Raw genomic sequence first — 16,073 nt, forward strand, 5'->3', positions numbered from 1 at the left:
AGCCGGCCGCGGCGCGCCGGCATGACGCGGGCGCTCTTTATCTGCAGCCGCAATCGGCTGCGCAGCCCGACCGCCGAGGCGGTGTTCGCGGGATGGCCGGGTGTCGAAACCGACTCCGCGGGGCTCGCGCCCGACGCCGACACGCAAGTGTGTGTCGAGCAGCTCGAATGGGCCGAAATCGTGTTCGTGATGGAGCGCGCGCACAAGGCGAGGCTCACCGCCCGGTTCGGCGCCCGACTGAAGCACAAGAAGATCGTCTGCCTCGACATTCCCGACCGCTACACGTACATGCAGCCCGAGCTGATCGCGCTGCTCGAACGCAAGGCCGGGCCGTTGCTGCGCGCGTGACCGGTGCGGGGCCGCGCGGGGTCGCTTCAGCGCAGACGAAGCGGGCCGTCCGCGAGCGGGGAAAAGCGGTCGAGGTGCAGCAGCTCGATGATCTTGCGGGTCGGTACGCTCGCGCGCAGCGTCTCGAGGCGTTCGACGTCGAACCACTTGCAGCGCGCAATCTCGTTGCTCGCGCGCGGGACCAGATGTTTCGGCACGTCGGCCACGAACACGTGATGGAGCTTCGTGAGACCGCCGAACTGCACCGCATAGTCGAGCGCGAGCCCTTCGAGCCGCGTTTCCTCCGCCAGCTCCCGCTGCGCGGCCTCCAGCGGTGTCTCGCCGCGCCGGATCGTGCCGCCCGGCAGCGTCCAGCGCGCCGCGGTGCGCGCGACCAGCAGCACGCTGCTGCGCTGGCGGCACACGATCGTGGCGCGCTCCTTGATGCTGGCGACGGTATCCGGCCCGGTATTCATGTTCGGCAAAACAGGTACTGAATCGTGGAGTGAAATGCACGTGCACCGGCGTTGCCGGCCAGTCGCCCGATGGGCTGACACGACGGCGTGCAAAGCCGCCGCGCCGATCATACCGGCCGTTCGTGACAGTTCCGTGCGTTGTCGCGCGCCACGCGCCTCGCGTCACGCCTGCGTCTGGATCACCGGGCGTGCCGGCTTGCCGGAGCGCGCATGGCGCCGCTTGTGCAGCGCATGCCGGTGACGCGGCGGCGTCACGTGCCGATGCGCGGGCGCGGGGCGTGCCGCCGGCGCGGCGGCCCGCGGCTGTGATTGTCCCTCGCCAAAATGGAAGGTCTGGGTTTGCGCGCGGGCGACGCCCAACGTCGACGCGAGCACGAGGGCCGCGAGCAGCATGCGTTTCATGAAATTTCCGCCTTGGTTCGGATGAGCACCGTCCGCAGCTTAGCGAACCGCGGCCCGGCGCGGCAACCGGCGTGCGTTCGACGTCGTCCCCACGTGCAGGTTGCCGCGTCCTCCGCGGGGTTGCCCGCGTATGCCCGGCTTGACAATAAAATTCTCCGGTGTGAATATAAATTCACGTACAGGAATTATTATTCGAGCCAGGAAAACCGCGCCGTAGAGTCGGCAGGGCGGAACCGGCGGTCCGAACAACCGGAAGCAGGAGCGAGACGCATGGCGGAGCTGGAGCAGCAGGGCGCGTTGGCGGGGTTGCGTATCATCGATCTGTCGCGGGTGCTGGGCGGCCCGTACGCGACCCAGATTCTCGCCGACCACGGCGCGGAGGTGATCAAGGTCGAACCGCCGTCGGGCGACGAGACGCGCACCTGGGGCCCGCCGTTCGACGGCGACACCGCGTCGTATTTCCTCGGCGTGAACCGCAACAAGCTCGGCATCGCGCTCGACCTGACGAAGCCGGAAGATCGCGAACGGCTGCTTGGCCTGCTCGAGCACGCGGACGCGCTGGTCGAGAACTTCAAGATCGGCACGATGGAACGCTGGGGCCTCGGCTTCGACGCGCTGCATGCGCGCTTTCCGCGCCTCGTCTATTGCCGCGTGTCGGGCTTCGGCGCGGACGGCCCGCTCGGCGGGCTGCCAGGCTACGACGCGGCCGTGCAGGCGCTGGCCGGGCTGATGAGCGTGAACGGCGAAGCGGGCGGCGCGCCGCTGCGCGTCGGCGTGCCGATCGTCGATCTCGTCACCGGACTGAACGCGGCGCTCGGCGTGCTGATGGCGCTGCGCGAACGCGATGCGAGCGGGCGCGGCCAGTTCGTCGAATCGACGCTGTTCGACTGCGCGCTGTCGATTCTGCATCCGCATACGCCGAATTTCTTCCACTCGGGGAAGGCGCCGGTGCGCACCGGCAACGCGCATCCGAACATCACGCCGTACGACAGCTTTCCGACCGCGAGCGTCGACATCTTTCTCGCGGTCGGCAACAACGGGCAGTTCGCCGCGCTATGCGACGTGCTCGGCACGCGCGACTGGCCCGACGACCCGCGCTTCGCCGACAACCGCGCGCGCAGCGCGAACCGCGCCGCATTGCGCGCGCTGCTCGAAACGGCGCTGGCCGCACACGATGGCGCGGCGCTCGCCGAGCAGCTGATGCGCCGCGGCGTGCCGTGCGCGCCCGTGCTGGGGCTCGATGCGGCGCTCGACCATCCGCACGTCGCGCATCGGCAGATGAAGGTCGAACTGGGCCGGCATCGTGGCATCGCGTCGCCGATCAAGCTCGGCCGCACGCCGGCCGCGTACCGGCGGCCGCCGCCCGCGCTGAACGAACACGCGGCGCAGGTGTTTGCCGACGCGCAACGAGACGACCCCGGCAAGCACGACCACTGACACGCATCGCGGCCGGCGGCCGTGCGATGGCGTCGCCCGCCGCCGCACGGCCTCACGCCGCTTCGGACATCACGCCGCGCCCGACGCGCGCCGGCGCCAGAGGAGACACATCATGCTCGCATGGATCGGCGCGATCGCGATCGTCGCGCTATTCGGCCTGATCATCACGAAGCGGCTGTCGCCGCTCGTCGCATTGATCGTCGTGCCGGTGGCCGCGTCGCTCGCGGCAGGTTTCGGACTCTCGACCGGCAAGTTCATCGTGCACGGCGTGCAGAACATCGGCCCGATCGCCGGCATGTTCGTTTTTGCGATTCTATTTTTCGGAATCCTCACCGACGCGGGGATGCTCGACCCGATCATCGCGGGCGTGCTGCGCGTGATCGGCTGCCATCCGCCGCGCATCGTGATGGGCTCGGCGCTGCTCGCGCTGCTGATCCATCTGGACGGCTCGGGCGCCGTCACGTTTCTCGTCACGCTGCCCGCGATGATGCCGCTCTATACGCGGCTCGGGATGGACCGGCGAATTCTCGCGTGCGTCGCGTCGATGGCGGCCGGCGTCAACTTCCTGCCGTGGGTCGGGCCGATGCTGCGCGCGTCCGCGGCGCTGCATATTCCCGGCTCGGCGATCTTCATGCCGATGATCCCGGTGCAGATCGTCGGCCTCGTGTTCGTGTTCGGCACCGCGTACGTGCTCGGTGTGCGCGAGGCGAAGCGGCTCGGGCTCAATCGCGCCGGCGCGGCGTCGCTCGCGATCGCGCCGCGCGAGCTGACCGACGCCGAACGCGCGCTGCGCCGGCCCGGGCGCTTCCGGATCAACCTGGCGCTGACGCTCGTCGTGCTCGGCACGCTGGTGTCGGGCATCGTCGACCCGATGGTGATGTTCATGCTCGGCACGGTCGCCGCGCTCGTCATCAACTATCCGGACGTGCAGGCGCAGCGCGAGCGGATCGACGCGCATGCGAAGGCCGCGCTGATGATGGCGAGCGTGCTGCTCGCGGCCGGCGCGTTCACGGGAATCATGTCGGGCACCGGGATGCTGAAGGCGATGGCCGAGGTCGTCGTCGCGCACGTGCCGGTCGAACATGCGCGCCACATGCCGTTCGTGCTGGGCCTGCTGTCGATGCCGCTCAGCCTGCTGTTCGATCCCGATTCGTTCTACTTCGGCGTGCTGCCGGTGCTCGCGGAAAGCGGGAAGTTGCTCGGCGTGCCGCCGATCCAGATGGCGCAGGCCGCGCTGCTCGGCCAGATGACGACCGGTTTCCCGGTCAGCCCGCTCACGCCGGCGACGTTCCTGATCGTCGGCCTGACCGGCGTCGAGCTGGCCGAGCACCAGAAATTCACGATTCCGTTCCTGTTCGCCGCCACCGTGCTGATGGTGTTCGCCGCGGTGATCGTGGGCGTGTTTCCGTTGTGAGCGCGCCGGACGTGCCGCTTCGCGCCAATGTGCCGGGTGGCCCATCCCGCAAACGGACGTTTTTCGACGCGCAAGCGCTGGCTCCATCCGGCGTGTTGCTGAGAGCGGCGCGGCCGCTCGCCTATTTCGAGGAGAGCAATCCATGCAGTTCGACCTGACCGACGACCAGCGCGCGATCGAAAGCGCGATCGAGAAAATCTGCGAACGCTTCGGCGACGACTACTGGCTCGAACGCGATCGCGCGGGCGGGTTTCCGTCCGACTTTCACGCGGCGCTCGCAGAAGCCGGCTGGCTCGGCATCGCGATGGACCCGGCCCACGGCGGCGCCGGGCTAGGGATGACCGAGGCCGCGCTGATGATGCGCACGATCAGCGCGTCGGGCGCCGGCCTGTCGGGCGCCTCGGCCGTCCATATGAACATCTTCGGGCTGAACCCGGTGCAGGTGTTCGGCAACGACGCGCAGAAGGCGCGCTTCCTGCCGCCGCTGATCGCCGGACGCGACAAGGCGTGCTTCGCGGTGACCGAGCCCGACGCGGGCCTCGACACGACACACCTGAGCACGCAGGCGCGTCGCGACGGCGACCACTACGTGCTGAGCGGGCGCAAGATCTGGATCTCGACCGCGCAGGTCGCGAACAAGATGCTGATCATCGCGCGCACGACGCCGCTCGACGCGGTCGCGAAGCCGACCGACGGGCTCAGCCTGTTCTACACCGACCTCGACCGGTCGCGCGTCGAGGTGCGCGAGATCGAGAAGATGGGCCGCAAGGCCGTCGATTCGAACATGCTGTTCATCGACAACCTGCGCGTGCCGCGCGGGGACCTGATCGGCAACGAGGGCGACGGTTTCCGTTATCTGCTGCACGGGCTGAACCCCGAGCGGATCCTGATCGCCGCCGAGGCGATCGGCCTCGGCCAGGCCGCGCTGCGGCGCGCGACGCAGTATGCGTGCGAGCGCGTCGTGTTCGGCCGGCCGATCGGGCAGAACCAGTCGATCCAGCATCCGCTCGCGCAGGCGTGGATGCAGCTCGAGGCCGCGTGGCTGATGGTGATGAAGGCCGCGACGCGCTACGACGCGGGGCAGTCGTGCGGCGCCGAGGCGAACGCCGCGAAGTACCTCGGTGCGGAAGCCGCGTTCGAGGCGTGCCAGACGGCGATCGCGACGCACGGCGGGATGGGCTATGCGAAGGAATACCATGTCGAGCGCTACCTGCGCGAGTGTATGATTCCGAGGCTCGCGCCCGTGAGCCCGCAACTGATCCTCTGCTACATCGCGGAGAAGGTGCTCGGGCTGCCGAAGTCGTACTGACCGTATCGACCCGGCGGCTCGCCCGGCGCGCGGCTTCCCGTTCCGAATCAAGCGCTCGACATGGACGTCAAACTCGTTGCCCGCACGCTCGACCTGTTCGAGCTGTTCGCCGCCGAACGGCGGCCGCTGCCGCTCACCGAGCTTGCGCGCCTGCTCAATGTGCCGGCGTCGAGCTGTCTGGCGATGGCGCGCACGCTCGTGAGCCGCGGCTATCTGTACGAGGTGCGCAAGCGCGGCGGCTACTACCCGACGCGGCGGCTGCAGACGATCGCCGCGGCAATCGATGCGACCGATCCGGTCGTCGACATCGTGCATCCGCATCTCGTCGCGCTGCGCGATGCGAGCCGCGAGACGGCCGTGCTCGGCAAGATCCAGGGCACGTCGGTCACGTATCTCGACGTCGTCGAATCCGAGCAGGCGATCCGCTATACGCGCCAGCCGGGCGAGCTGCGCCCGCTGCATGCGAACTCGATCGGCAAGGCGATCTTCGCGGAGCTCGCGAGCGATGCGCAGCAGGCGCTCGGCGCGCAGCTGTCTTTCGAACGCTTCACCGACGCGAGCGTCGCGGACCTGCCGGCGCTCGTCGCGCAAACCGCGCGGTTTCGCGAACTCGGCTGGGCCGAGAACTTCGGCGAAAGCGCGCCCGAGCTGTCGGCGATCGCCGTTGCGCTGACGCTCGACGGCGACTGGTACGGGCTGTCGGTCGTCGGCCCGACCGAGCGGATCCGCCAGCATCGCGACACGCATGCGGCGCTGCTGGTCGATGCGAAGGCGCGGTTGCTGGCCGAGCAGGGGCGCGGATAGCAAGGGCCGGGAAGCAGCGCGCAGCACCTGCTTCGGCGGCCGTTCGCCGCCGCGCCGGACGGCGCCCCGGGGAACGGCCGCGGCCGGCCCGTCACGCGCCGGCGGTCAAGACTTCACGACGTCACGACTTTACCCACACGCCGCCGGCGCTCGGGTTGTCGCCTTGCGTCCACCATTTCGCGCAGTATTTCGCGCCCTGATACATCACGCACGTGCCGCCCTGGTACGCGGTCGTTGCCGACCACGTCGCCGTGCCGCCGCCGATCGCTTTCCACACGCTCGCCTGGCCCGGTACGTCGCCCTGCGTCCACCATTGCGCCTGGTACGTCGTGCCCTGATAGGTGACCGTCGCGCCGGCCGTATAGACCTGGCCGGCCGACCAGGGCGCGCCGGGCTGCGGCGTTCCGCCGTTCGAGCCGCCTCCGTAGTTCGGATCCTGCGTGACGCCCGCGCCCCACTTGCCGTCGAGCTTGCGGAAGATCGACGCGAACGCGTACGGCTGCTGCGCGATGCCCGAGCAGGTCGGCGACACATACGCGCCATTGTTCGGGCACGGCTGGTCGCGGCCGACCGACCAGTTGCCGAAGAACCCGTAACCGTTGTTGAGCGCCGTATTCAGCACGCTCTGCGCATTGGCGAGCGTGAAGGTTTCGCCCTGCACGTCGTTCATCCCGATCATCGGCGTGACCCCGACCATCTGCCAGAGTTGCGCGCCGGTCTTCGGCTGGCCGGCCGACTTGAACGCCGTGTCGAGTTGCGCGTAGAGCGCCTGCGCGGCGCTGATCGCCGCCGCGCCCATGTCGATGTTCGCGGGGCCGTAGTCCATCGTCATCAGGTTCACCGCGTCGAACGCGACCTTGTTCGCGATGGCCGCGGTCACGACGTTCACGCCATCCTGCGTGAGCCCGGTCGGCATCGTCGGCAGCGTCAGCGTGACGTGCAGCGGCCGGCCTTTCGCCGCGTAGTCGGACTGCAGCTGCGCAACCGCCTGGAAGTTGCGGGCGACGGCGGCGCTGTCCTGCTGCGATGCGCCCTCGATGTCGAAGTCGACATGCGTGAGGCCGTAGGTGTCGATCACGGTCTGGTAGGCCGTCTTCAGCGCGGGGACGGTCGAGCACGCCTGCATCAGCGGCGTGCCGTTCGCGCCGCCGAACGAGACCGCGATCTCGCCGCCTTTCGCGCGATAGCTCGCGATCGACGTCGACAGCGACGCGAGCAGATCGCCGCTCGCACCGTTGCCGATCGGCTGCACGCCGCCCCAGGACGGCACACAGCCGTTGCCCGCCGTCACGAACGCGAGCGTGAACTGCTGGATGCCTTGCTGGACGCCGATCCGGTCGACGAGCGGCGTCGGGTAGAGCGTCACGTCGACGAACGGCGCATAGACGCCGGCGCCGTGGGACACGCTCGCGGCGGCGAGCAGGCAGCCCGCGACGAGCGCGCGCGGGTTGAATCGCGACAACACGGTGTTGTTCATTGTTTTCTCCAAGTGGAAGAGGGATACGCTGGCCCGCGTATCGCCGCCGGGCGGGCGGCTGCACATGCCCGCCCGGCGGCATGCACATCTTGAAGGATTAGTTCCTAACAATGAACAGTTGCACGTTATTTTTATTATTGCATCACATGCAATTAACAATCTCGCCGATTCGAGCGAATATCGAAACGTAAAGCGGGCGATTTGTCTGCTTGGTCGTGCGATGAAGCGCAAGCGCCGGACGCTCGACCGGTGCCCACGGCGCGCGGCCAATGCGTGCATGGATGAGTCGCGCCGGCACTGGCACCGACGGCCGGCATGCTGTGTGCGGACGTGCCGCGCCGTGCACAGCGGCCTTCAGCGATACCAGCGCGGCGTATACACCCACTCGCGGCCGTCGCCGATCGCGAAACGCCGCGTCGTCGACGAACCGACGATCACCATCGTGCGCATGTCCACCTGGTCGCTGCGCAGCGCGCCGAGCGTCGTCGTCGCGAGCGTCGCGCCCGGCCGGCCGATATCGCGGCCGAGCACGACGACCGTGTCGGCCGCGCGGTGCGCGCGCACGACGTCGAGCGCACGATCGAGCTGCCACGGCCGCGCGCGCGAGATCGGGTTGTAGAACGCCATCACGAGATCGGCTTGCGCCGCATGCCGCAAGCGCGTCTCGATCACGTCCCACGGCTTCAGGTTGTCCGACAGCGAGATCGCGCAGAAATCGTGGCCGAGCGGCGCGCCGGCCTGCGCGGCGGTCGCGAGCGATGCCGATACGCCGGGTTCGACACGCAGCTCGACCGCGGCCCAGCGCGGGTCGCGCGCTTCGTCGAGCGCTTCCAGCACGGCCGCGGCCATCGCGAACACACCCGGATCGCCCGACGACACCACTGCGACGCGCCGGCCCTCGGCCGCCAGTTCGAACGCATGGCGCGCACGCTGCATTTCCTCGCGATTGTCGGTGCCGTGCACGCGCTGGTCCGCGCGGAACGGGCCGGCCATCGTCACGTAGGTCGTATAGCCGAGGATATCGGTCGCTTGCGCGAGCGCGTCGCGTGCGGCGGGCGTGAGCCATGCCGCATCGCCCGGGCCGAGGCCCAGCACCGTCAGGCGGCCGCGCGCGCGGCCGAGCGCGGCGGGATCGACGGGTTGTGCCGCGACCGCGCAGGCGAGGCCGTCGGACGTTGCGCGCAGCGTGTGCGCGACGCGCAACGTGCGGCCGAGCAGTGCGGCGGCATCGGTGTCGGTGTCGCCTTTGCCTTTGCCTTTGCCTTCGACATCGCCTTCGCCTTCGCCGAAGCGCAGCGGCACGCCCAGCGCGTGCGCCGCCGCTTCGACCCGCGCATCGCCGAGCAACGTCGCCGGTGCGACGAGCGCGGCGAGCGCCAGCCGCGCGAGGCCGTGTGCATCGAGCAGCGCATCGATGCGTTCGGCGAGCGATGGCGATGCGTCGGCCTGCACGCCGCGCGCGTCGATGCCGACCACCACGCTGCGCGGATGGATCACGAGTTCGTCGCGCGCGCCGCGCCACGCATCGGGCGTCACGCGGATCGCATGCGCGGCCGCGTCGTCGCGTGGCAGCGCGACGTCGTCGAGCCACGGCGCCGCGCCGTCGATGCGCGTGGCCGCGCCCGCGAGCAGGTCGGACACGAAGCGCTTGCCCTGCTGGAGATCGGCGAGCGCATAGCCGTCGGGCGGATTGAGCACGCACGCGCCGAAGCGCAGTTCGCCGCTCGTCGTGATCGCAGGTGCAACGCCGAGGCATTCGGCGATTTCGCGCGCGATCAGGTTCACGCCCGTCAGTCCGCCGAGCAGCGGCACGACGGCCGAGCCGTCTTCCGCGACCGCGAGCACCGGCGGCTCGACACCCTTGTCGGCGAGCGCGGGCGCGACGCAACGGATCACGATGCCGGCCGCGCACAGCGCGACGATCGGCAGGCCGCGCGCGTACAGCTCGCGCAGGTGCGCGCCGAGTTCGTCGAACGGCACGTCGGCCTCGACGCGCGACGCGAGCCCATGCACGCGAGCGCCCGGATAACGCGCCTGGATACGCCGCGCGGTGTCGAGCGCGCCCGCGCCGAGAATCACGATCGCGGGCGGAGTCGTCATCCTTGCCATTTTTCCCCCGGCACGACGAGCAGCGAGAAATACGGCGACGCCATCGGATCGACTTCGTCGAGCGGCACGATGCGCTGGGCCGCCATCGTCGCGCGCTCGACGTACAGCGCGCGCTTCGCGAGCCCGAGTTCGTCGAGCACGCGCCGCACCTTGTCGAAGTTGCGGCCGAGCTTCATCACGACGGCCGCGTCGGCCTGCGCGAGCCGCGTGCGCAATTCGTCCTCCGGCAGCACGCCGGACAGCACCGACAGGCTCTGGTTGCGATAGACGAGCGGCTGGCCGAGCACGGCCGTGCCGCCGAGCATCGCGCATACGCCCGGAATCACTTCGGTGTCGTAGCGCGCCGCGAGGCGATCGTGCAGGTACATGTACGACCCGTAGAAGAACGGATCGCCCTCGCAGATCACCGCGACGTCGCGCCCGGCGTCGAGATGCGCGGCGACGATCTCGGCGGCCGTGTCGTAGAAGTCGGCGATCACCGTCTCGTAGCAGAGCGGCGGCGGCAGCGCCTCGGTCGTCACCGGATAGACGAGCGGCAGTTGCGTCTGCGCGTCGAGCAGGTGCGCTTCGACGATCCCGTACGCATTGCCTTTCTTGCCCTTCGCGACGAAATACGCGACCACCGGCGCGGCCTGCAGCACGCGCAGCGCCTTGATCGTCATCAGTTCAGGATCGCCCGGGCCGACGCCGACCCCGAACAGGCGTCCGCGCGGGGCCGTCATTCGGCCTCCGTCGCGAGTGCGTTGACGGCGGCGGCCGCCATCGCGCTGCCGCCGCGCCGGCCGAGCAGCGTGACGTAGGGCACGCCGCGGCTCTCGGCGTCGAGCAGCGCCTTCGATTCGGCCGCGCCGATGAAGCCGACCGGAAAGCCGAGGATCAGCGCGGGGCGCGGCGCGCCGGCGTCGATCATGTCGAGCAGGTGGAACAGCGCGGTCGGCGCGTTGCCGATCACGACGACGCTGCCGGCCAGCTGCGGGCGCCACAGTTCGAGCGCCGCGGCCGAACGCGTGTTGCCGAGATGCCGCGCGAGGTCGGGCACCTCCGGTTCACCGAGCGTGCAGATCACGCGATTGCCGGCCGGCAGCCGCGCGCGCGTGATGCCTTCGGCGACCATCCGCGCGTCGCAGAGGATCGGCGCGCCGGCCGCGAGCGCCGTTCGGCCCGCGGTGCCGGCGCCGGCCGAGAAGCGCAGGTCGTAGACGACATCGACCATCCCGCACGCGTGGATCACGCGCACCGCGAGTTTCTCGAGATCGGGCGGAACCTGCGACAGGTCGGCCTCGGCGCGGATCGTCGCGAACGACTGGCGGTAGATTTCCTGCCCGTCGCGAATGTAGTCAAGCATCGGTGGTATGTCCTGGCTGTGCCGCGCCCGTCAATCGGGCCGCGGCCTGGTCAATCGTCAGATGGCGCGCGAGCGGGGCGCCGAGGCCCGCGGCGGCGTCGCGCCGGTAAAGGTCGTAGCGGGCGGGCGCAACCGCGACGAGCGTGTACGTCGCGGGATGCGGCAGCGCGCAGTGGCGCTCGCAGCCGGTCAGGTGCACGTCGACCGGCTGGCCGACGCGCGCGGCCAGCGCGAGCGCATCGTGTTTCGTATCGGCGCGCGCCTTCGCGCAGCCCGCGCTGCCGGTGCAGGCAACCAGCGCCGCCAGCGGGTCGGACGGCGTGCACACGAGACGGAGCGACGCGAGCGCATCGAGCACGACCGGCGCGCGTTCGCGCCGCACGCCGTGCACGAATACGCCTTGCCACGGCGTCATCGACAGCGTGGCGTCGCCTTCGGCTTCAGCGAGTGCCGCGAGCCGTTCCAGTTGCGTCGCGTCGAGCCGACCGAGCACGAACTGCGCGCCGACGCTGCAGCGCGCCGCGTCGAGCGACGGCCGCGCGCCGAAACGCAGCGCGGCATCCGCGGGCATGCGCCGCCAGCCGGCCAGCGCGGGATCGGCCTCGAGCGGGAAGGGTGCGTAGTGCTGCGCGCGCTCGCGCAATGCGCGTTCGCCGCCCGTCGCGAGCAACCCGCGCATCCGCGTGACGTCGGCCGGCGCAAGATCGAGGAATGCGAGCAGCAACGCGCGCACCAGCGCGACGGCCTGGTCGGGCGCCACGTCGAACGAAGCGGGCGAATCGTCGGATGAGACCGGCGGACAGCCGGCCAGGCCCGCGGCGATGCGCAGCGCGCCGTCGCCGCGGCGCCGCGCGGCAAGCCAGATGTCGTGCGGATGATCGAGCGCCGCGACCGATTCGCCGCCGTCGAGCTGGATCGAGAATTTCGGCGACAGTTCGCCGCGACGGGGTTCGTGCGTCAGCATGTCGAGCAACGGCCGTGCGAGTGCGTGGCTGTCGAGCAGCGCGGCGGGATCGAGCCCGGCGAGCGGGCTGAGCATCAGATTGCGCACGTCGTCGCTCGCGGCGAGCGCGGCCCTATCCTGAGCGGCATCGGCGGCATCGGCGGCATCGGCGGCATCGGCGGCGCTCGCACGCGGACCGAGGCCCGCATCGAGCAAGGCACCGGCCAGCACATCAGCCGCGCCGTCGCGAATGCCGCGCAACTGGAGATTCGCGCGATTGGTCGCGTCGATCGCGCCGGAGCCGTAGCTGCGCGCCGCGGCGGCGATCGCGCGCGCCTGCCGCGCATCGAGCCGGCCGCCCGGCAGCTTGATCCGGCACAGCCCGCCGTCGGCGGCCGCGACGACGCGCACGAGCCCCGGGCAAGCCGACGGGCGCACGACGGGCAACGCAGGAATCGAAACGGGGGCGGAACTCAACGGGATACCGGGGCAGTGTGGCGCCGCGGCCAACGCATCGGTACACCCCGCCCGACGCCGACTGGCACGCACGCACTTTCAGGCCGGCAGGTCTCCTGGCTGACAGGTCGGCGCCGGCTCCCGGCCTTCCCGGTGAAACCAGTGGCATGAGGGGGGAGATCGGCTCGCTGTCTACAGTTGCGGGGGCAGCCACAGCGGCGCGATGCGCGCCCTGTGTTCCCTCTTCGGCCCCGAAGGGCACCGGCGAACGAACGGCCGTAGGATACCCGATTTCACCGGCGCTTCGCGACCGTCGAGCGGGCACCATGACCGAAGCGAAACGCGGCCCGGCGCGGGCAGTCCCGCAGATGAAACGCGCGGTGGAACACGGTACCATGCCGACTTTCGCAACGCGGACGGCCGCACCGGCGCCTTCACGGCCGCCGTGCGGCGACTCGATGGAATCGGACGATGGGGAAGGGTGCATGACGGCGTGGCTGACGGTAGTGGGCATCGGCGACGACGGTTACGCGGGGCTTGGACGCAGCGCGCGGCGCGCGCTGCTCGACGCCACGCGGGTCGTCGGCGCGAAGCGGCACCTCGACATGCTGCCCGCGCGGCTGCGGGCCGCGCGCGAGCCATGGCCGTCGCCGTTCGACGTGTCGGGCCTGCTCGCACGGCGCGACGCGCCCGTCTGCGTGCTGGCAAGCGGCGACCCGATGCTGTTCGGCGTCGGCGCCACGCTCGCGCGCGAGCTATCCCCAGACGAATGGCGCGTGCTGCCCGCCCCGTCGTCGCTGTCGCTGGCGGCCGCACGGCTCGGCTGGGCGCTGCAGGACGTCGGCGCGGTGTCGCTCGTCGGCCGGCCGCTCGCGACGCTCGCGCGCCACCTGCTGCCGGGCCGGCGCCTGTTCGTGCTGAGCGCCGACGGCCGCACGCCGGCCACGGTCGCCGCCGAACTCACGGCGCGCGGCTTCGGCCCGACCCGCATCAGCGTGTTCGAGCATCTCGGCGGGCCGCTCGAGCGGCGTCTCGACGGCCTCGCGCAAGACTGGCCCGTCGCCGAAACCGCCGCGCTCAACCTGATCGCGCTCGACTGCCGGGCCGGCCCCGATGCGCCGCGCCGCGCACTCACGCCCGGCCTGCCCGACGACGCGTACCGCCACGATGGCCAGCTCACCAAGCGCGACATGCGTGCGTTGACGCTCGGGCGGCTCGCGCCCGCACCGGGCGAACTGTTGTGGGACGTCGGCGCGGGCAGCGGCTCGATCGGCATCGAATGGATGCGCGCGCATCCGTCGTGCCAGGCGATCGCGATCGAGTCGCATGCGGAACGGCAGCGCTTCATCGAGCACAACCGCGACGCGCTCGGCGTGCCGGGGCTGCAACTCGTCGCGGGGCGCGCGCCCGACGCGCTCGCGGGGCTCGCCGCGCCCGACGCGATCTTCATCGGCGGCGGCGCGAGCGCACCCGGCGTGCTCGATGCGTGCTGGTCGGCGCTGAAGCCCGGCGGCCGGCTCGTCGCGAACGCGGTCACGCTGCAGGGCGAACTGGCGCTCGCGGCCTGGCGCGACGCCCATGGCGGCACGCTCACGCGCGTGTCGCTCGCGCATGCCGAGCCGCTCGGCCGCTTCGACACGTGGCGGCAGCCGTTGCCGGTCACGCTGTACGACGGGCGCAAGCCCGATCCCGCGGCAACGGAATTCACGGGCCCCGCGTGATGCGCGACGAAACCCCCGAACGACCGGCGCCACTGCGGTTCGGCTATACGACCGGCAGTTGCGCGACCGCGACGTCGCTCGCCGCCGCGCGCCTGCTGCTCGCGGGCCACGCGGACGATGCGGTCGAGATCGTGTTGCCGAAGGGGCAGCGCGTGATGATGCGGCTCGAGTTCTGCCGGACCACCGCCGACGGCGCCGAGGCCGGCACCATCAAGGACGCCGGCGACGATCCGGACGTCACGCACGGTGCGCTGGTGTTCGCGCGCGTCGCACTGTCCGCCGCGCCGGGCGTGCGTTTTCATGCGGGGCCGGGCGTCGGCACGGTCACGCGCGCGGGGCTCACGCTGCCGGTCGGCGAACCGGCAATCAATCCGGTGCCGCGCCAGATGATGACCACGCACCTCGACGCGCTTGCGGCCGAATATGGTTACGCAGGCGGCTTCGATGTGACGATCGGCGTGGAGGGCGGCGAGGCGCTCTCACTGAAGACGATGAACCCGCGCCTGGGCATCGTCGGCGGACTGTCGATCCTCGGCACGACCGGCATCGTGCGGCCGTTCTCGTGCTCGGCGTACATCGCGTCGATCCACCAGGGCATCGACGTCGCACGCGCGAACGGCATCGCGCACATCGCCGCGTGCACCGGCAACACAAGCGAGGATGCGATGCGCGCGCACTACGGCCTGCCCGACATGGCGCTGATCGAAATGGGCGATTTCGCGGGCGCGGTGCTCAAGCATCTGCGCCGCGCGCCGGTCTCCCGCCTGTCGATGTGCGGCGGCTTCGGCAAGCTCAGCAAGCTCGCGGCCGGCCATCTCGACCTGCACAGCCGCCATTCGAGCATCGACCTGCCGCTGCTCGCGCAGTGGGCGGCCGAGGCCGGTGCAAGCGATGCGCTGCAGGCCGCGATGCGCGCGGCGAACACCAGCCAGGAAGCGCTGAAGCTCGCGCTCGCGGACGGCGTGCCGCTCGGCGACCTCGTCTGTGCGCACGCGCTGCGGGTCGCGCGCGACATCGTGCCGGCCTCGGTGGCCGTCGAGATGTTCGCGATCGACCGGCAGGGCCGTTTCGTCGGAACTGCGCGATGAGCGTACGCATCCTGCTTCTCGGCGGCACCGGCGACGCGCTGAAGATCGCGCGCGCGCTCGGCCCCGGGCACGTCTATAGCCTCGCAGGCCTTGGCAAGGTGCCGGACGACCTGCGCTGCGACGTGCGTGTCGGCGGGTTCGGCGGAGCGGCGGGGCTTGCCGCCTACTTGCGCAGCGCCGGCATCGGTCTCGTGATCGACGCGACGCATCCGTATGCCGCGCAAATCAGCGCGAACGCGGCCGCCGCCGCGCGCGACGCGGGCGTGCCGCTGTGGGCGCTGCGCCGCGCGCCGTGGACGCCGCGGCCCGGCGACGACTGGCGGATCGTGGACGACTGGGCCGGGATCGAGGCCGCGCTCGCGCCGTTCCGGCGGCCGCTGTTCACACTCGGGCGCGAACCGCTCGCGCATCTCGACGAGATCCCGCCACACCAGTTCTGGCTGGTGCGCTGCCTCGATGCGCATCCCGGCAACGCGCGCGCGCAGATCGTCGCGACGCGCGGGCCGTTCACGCTCGACGGCGAACGCGCGCTGTTCGCGCTCGCGGACATCGACGTCGTCGTCAGCAAGAACAGCGGCGGCGCCGCGACCGAGGCCAAGCTCGACGTCGCGCGCGAACGACGGCTGCCGGTCGTGATGCTGCGCCGGCCGCCGCTGCCCGACGCCGACCGCGCGTTCGACTCGGCCACCGCGCTGCTCGAGGCGCTCGATACGCTCGACCCGGCCGCGCGCACGTGATGCCGCGCGACCGGTTGCCCAATGACTG

The 16,073-nt window shown here is 70.8% G+C and carries 15 protein-coding genes and 1 riboswitch; of the genes, 8 read left to right on the plus strand and 7 right to left on the minus strand.

Features of this window, described 5'->3' with window-relative positions; translation table 11 throughout:
- Positions 1-21 precede the first annotated feature (21 nt).
- Positions 22-348: a low molecular weight protein tyrosine phosphatase family protein gene (locus ACP26O_RS08330; protein WP_175665192.1), complete on the plus strand. Its 327-nt coding sequence runs from the start codon at positions 22-24 to the stop codon at positions 346-348.
- Positions 349-374: 26 nt separating this feature from the next.
- Here the strand turns inward: ACP26O_RS08330 and ACP26O_RS08335 are convergent, their stop codons facing one another.
- Entirely contained in the window at positions 375-803 is a 429-nt protein-coding gene (locus ACP26O_RS08335; RefSeq protein WP_011656850.1) for an NUDIX hydrolase, read from the minus strand.
- 162 nt (positions 804-965) lie between these two features.
- Positions 966-1,205: a hypothetical protein gene (locus ACP26O_RS08340; RefSeq protein WP_175665193.1), complete on the minus strand. Its 240-nt coding sequence runs from the start codon at positions 1,203-1,205 to the stop codon at positions 966-968.
- Between the two features lie 270 nt (positions 1,206-1,475).
- On the opposite strand from ACP26O_RS08340, the gene ACP26O_RS08345 reads away from it, so the two are divergent.
- The 4 genes from ACP26O_RS08345 (at position 1,476) to ACP26O_RS08360 (ending at position 6,169) form a co-directional block, all read left to right on the plus strand.
- Positions 1,476-2,642: a CaiB/BaiF CoA transferase family protein gene (locus ACP26O_RS08345; protein WP_175665194.1), complete on the plus strand. Its 1,167-nt coding sequence runs from the start codon at positions 1,476-1,478 to the stop codon at positions 2,640-2,642.
- A gap of 112 nt (positions 2,643-2,754) precedes the next feature.
- Positions 2,755-4,056 (plus strand): CitMHS family transporter, encoded by a 1,302-nt coding sequence (locus tag ACP26O_RS08350; RefSeq protein WP_426356233.1) that lies wholly within the window; start codon positions 2,755-2,757, stop codon positions 4,054-4,056.
- Between the two features lie 142 nt (positions 4,057-4,198).
- Complete coding sequence (locus ACP26O_RS08355; RefSeq protein ID WP_175665196.1) at positions 4,199-5,365, plus strand: acyl-CoA dehydrogenase family protein; 1,167 nt, start codon at positions 4,199-4,201, stop codon at positions 5,363-5,365.
- Positions 5,366-5,425: 60 nt separating this feature from the next.
- The gene (locus ACP26O_RS08360) at positions 5,426-6,169 is read left to right on the plus strand and encodes an IclR family transcriptional regulator (RefSeq protein WP_105834396.1); all 744 of its coding nucleotides are present in this window, start codon (positions 5,426-5,428) and stop codon (positions 6,167-6,169) included.
- Between the two features lie 121 nt (positions 6,170-6,290).
- On the opposite strand, the gene ACP26O_RS08365 is transcribed toward ACP26O_RS08360, so the two are convergent.
- From ACP26O_RS08365 to cobG, 5 genes are all read right to left on the minus strand, one after another.
- Positions 6,291-7,646, minus strand: coding sequence for a chitinase (locus ACP26O_RS08365; RefSeq protein ID WP_175665197.1), 1,356 nt, complete (start codon positions 7,644-7,646; stop codon positions 6,291-6,293).
- A 354-nt stretch (positions 7,647-8,000) separates the two neighbouring features.
- On the minus strand, positions 8,001-9,746 hold the full coding sequence (cobJ, locus tag ACP26O_RS08370) for a precorrin-3B C(17)-methyltransferase (RefSeq protein ID WP_175701366.1): 1,746 nt from the start codon (positions 9,744-9,746) through the stop codon (positions 8,001-8,003).
- Positions 9,743-10,477, minus strand: a complete 735-nt coding sequence (locus tag ACP26O_RS08375; protein WP_175665199.1) for a precorrin-2 C(20)-methyltransferase — start codon at positions 10,475-10,477, stop codon at positions 9,743-9,745. Before ACP26O_RS08375 ends, cobJ begins: the two co-directional genes overlap by 4 nt.
- Positions 10,474-11,100, minus strand: coding sequence for a precorrin-8X methylmutase (locus ACP26O_RS08380; RefSeq protein ID WP_175665200.1), 627 nt, complete (start codon positions 11,098-11,100; stop codon positions 10,474-10,476). Before ACP26O_RS08380 ends, ACP26O_RS08375 begins: the two co-directional genes overlap by 4 nt.
- Complete coding sequence (gene cobG / locus ACP26O_RS08385; RefSeq protein WP_244099019.1) at positions 11,093-12,520, minus strand: precorrin-3B synthase; 1,428 nt, start codon at positions 12,518-12,520, stop codon at positions 11,093-11,095. The genes ACP26O_RS08380 and cobG overlap by 8 nt, the downstream gene beginning before the upstream one ends.
- A gap of 68 nt (positions 12,521-12,588) precedes the next feature.
- Positions 12,589-12,780, minus strand: a riboswitch (cobalamin riboswitch).
- A 204-nt stretch (positions 12,781-12,984) separates the two neighbouring features.
- Between cobG and cbiE the strand changes: the two genes are divergently transcribed.
- Genes cbiE through ACP26O_RS08400 form a run of 3 tightly spaced genes read left to right on the plus strand, consistent with a single transcriptional unit; the run spans position 12,985 to position 16,045 of the window.
- A complete protein-coding gene (gene cbiE, locus ACP26O_RS08390) occupies positions 12,985-14,220 on the plus strand; it encodes a precorrin-6y C5,15-methyltransferase (decarboxylating) subunit CbiE (protein WP_175665201.1) in 1,236 nt (411 codons plus the stop codon).
- Positions 14,220-15,308, plus strand: coding sequence for a cobalt-precorrin-5B (C(1))-methyltransferase (locus tag ACP26O_RS08395; RefSeq protein ID WP_175665202.1), 1,089 nt, complete (start codon positions 14,220-14,222; stop codon positions 15,306-15,308). The genes cbiE and ACP26O_RS08395 overlap by 1 nt, the downstream gene beginning before the upstream one ends.
- Positions 15,305-16,045: a cobalt-precorrin-6A reductase gene (locus ACP26O_RS08400; RefSeq protein ID WP_175665203.1), complete on the plus strand. Its 741-nt coding sequence runs from the start codon at positions 15,305-15,307 to the stop codon at positions 16,043-16,045. Before ACP26O_RS08395 ends, ACP26O_RS08400 begins: the two co-directional genes overlap by 4 nt.
- The last annotated feature ends 28 nt before the right edge of the window (positions 16,046-16,073 follow it).

It is taken from the genome of Burkholderia sp. R-40 (genome assembly GCF_049942845.1).
GTDB lineage: Bacteria > Pseudomonadota > Gammaproteobacteria > Burkholderiales > Burkholderiaceae > Burkholderia > Burkholderia ambifaria.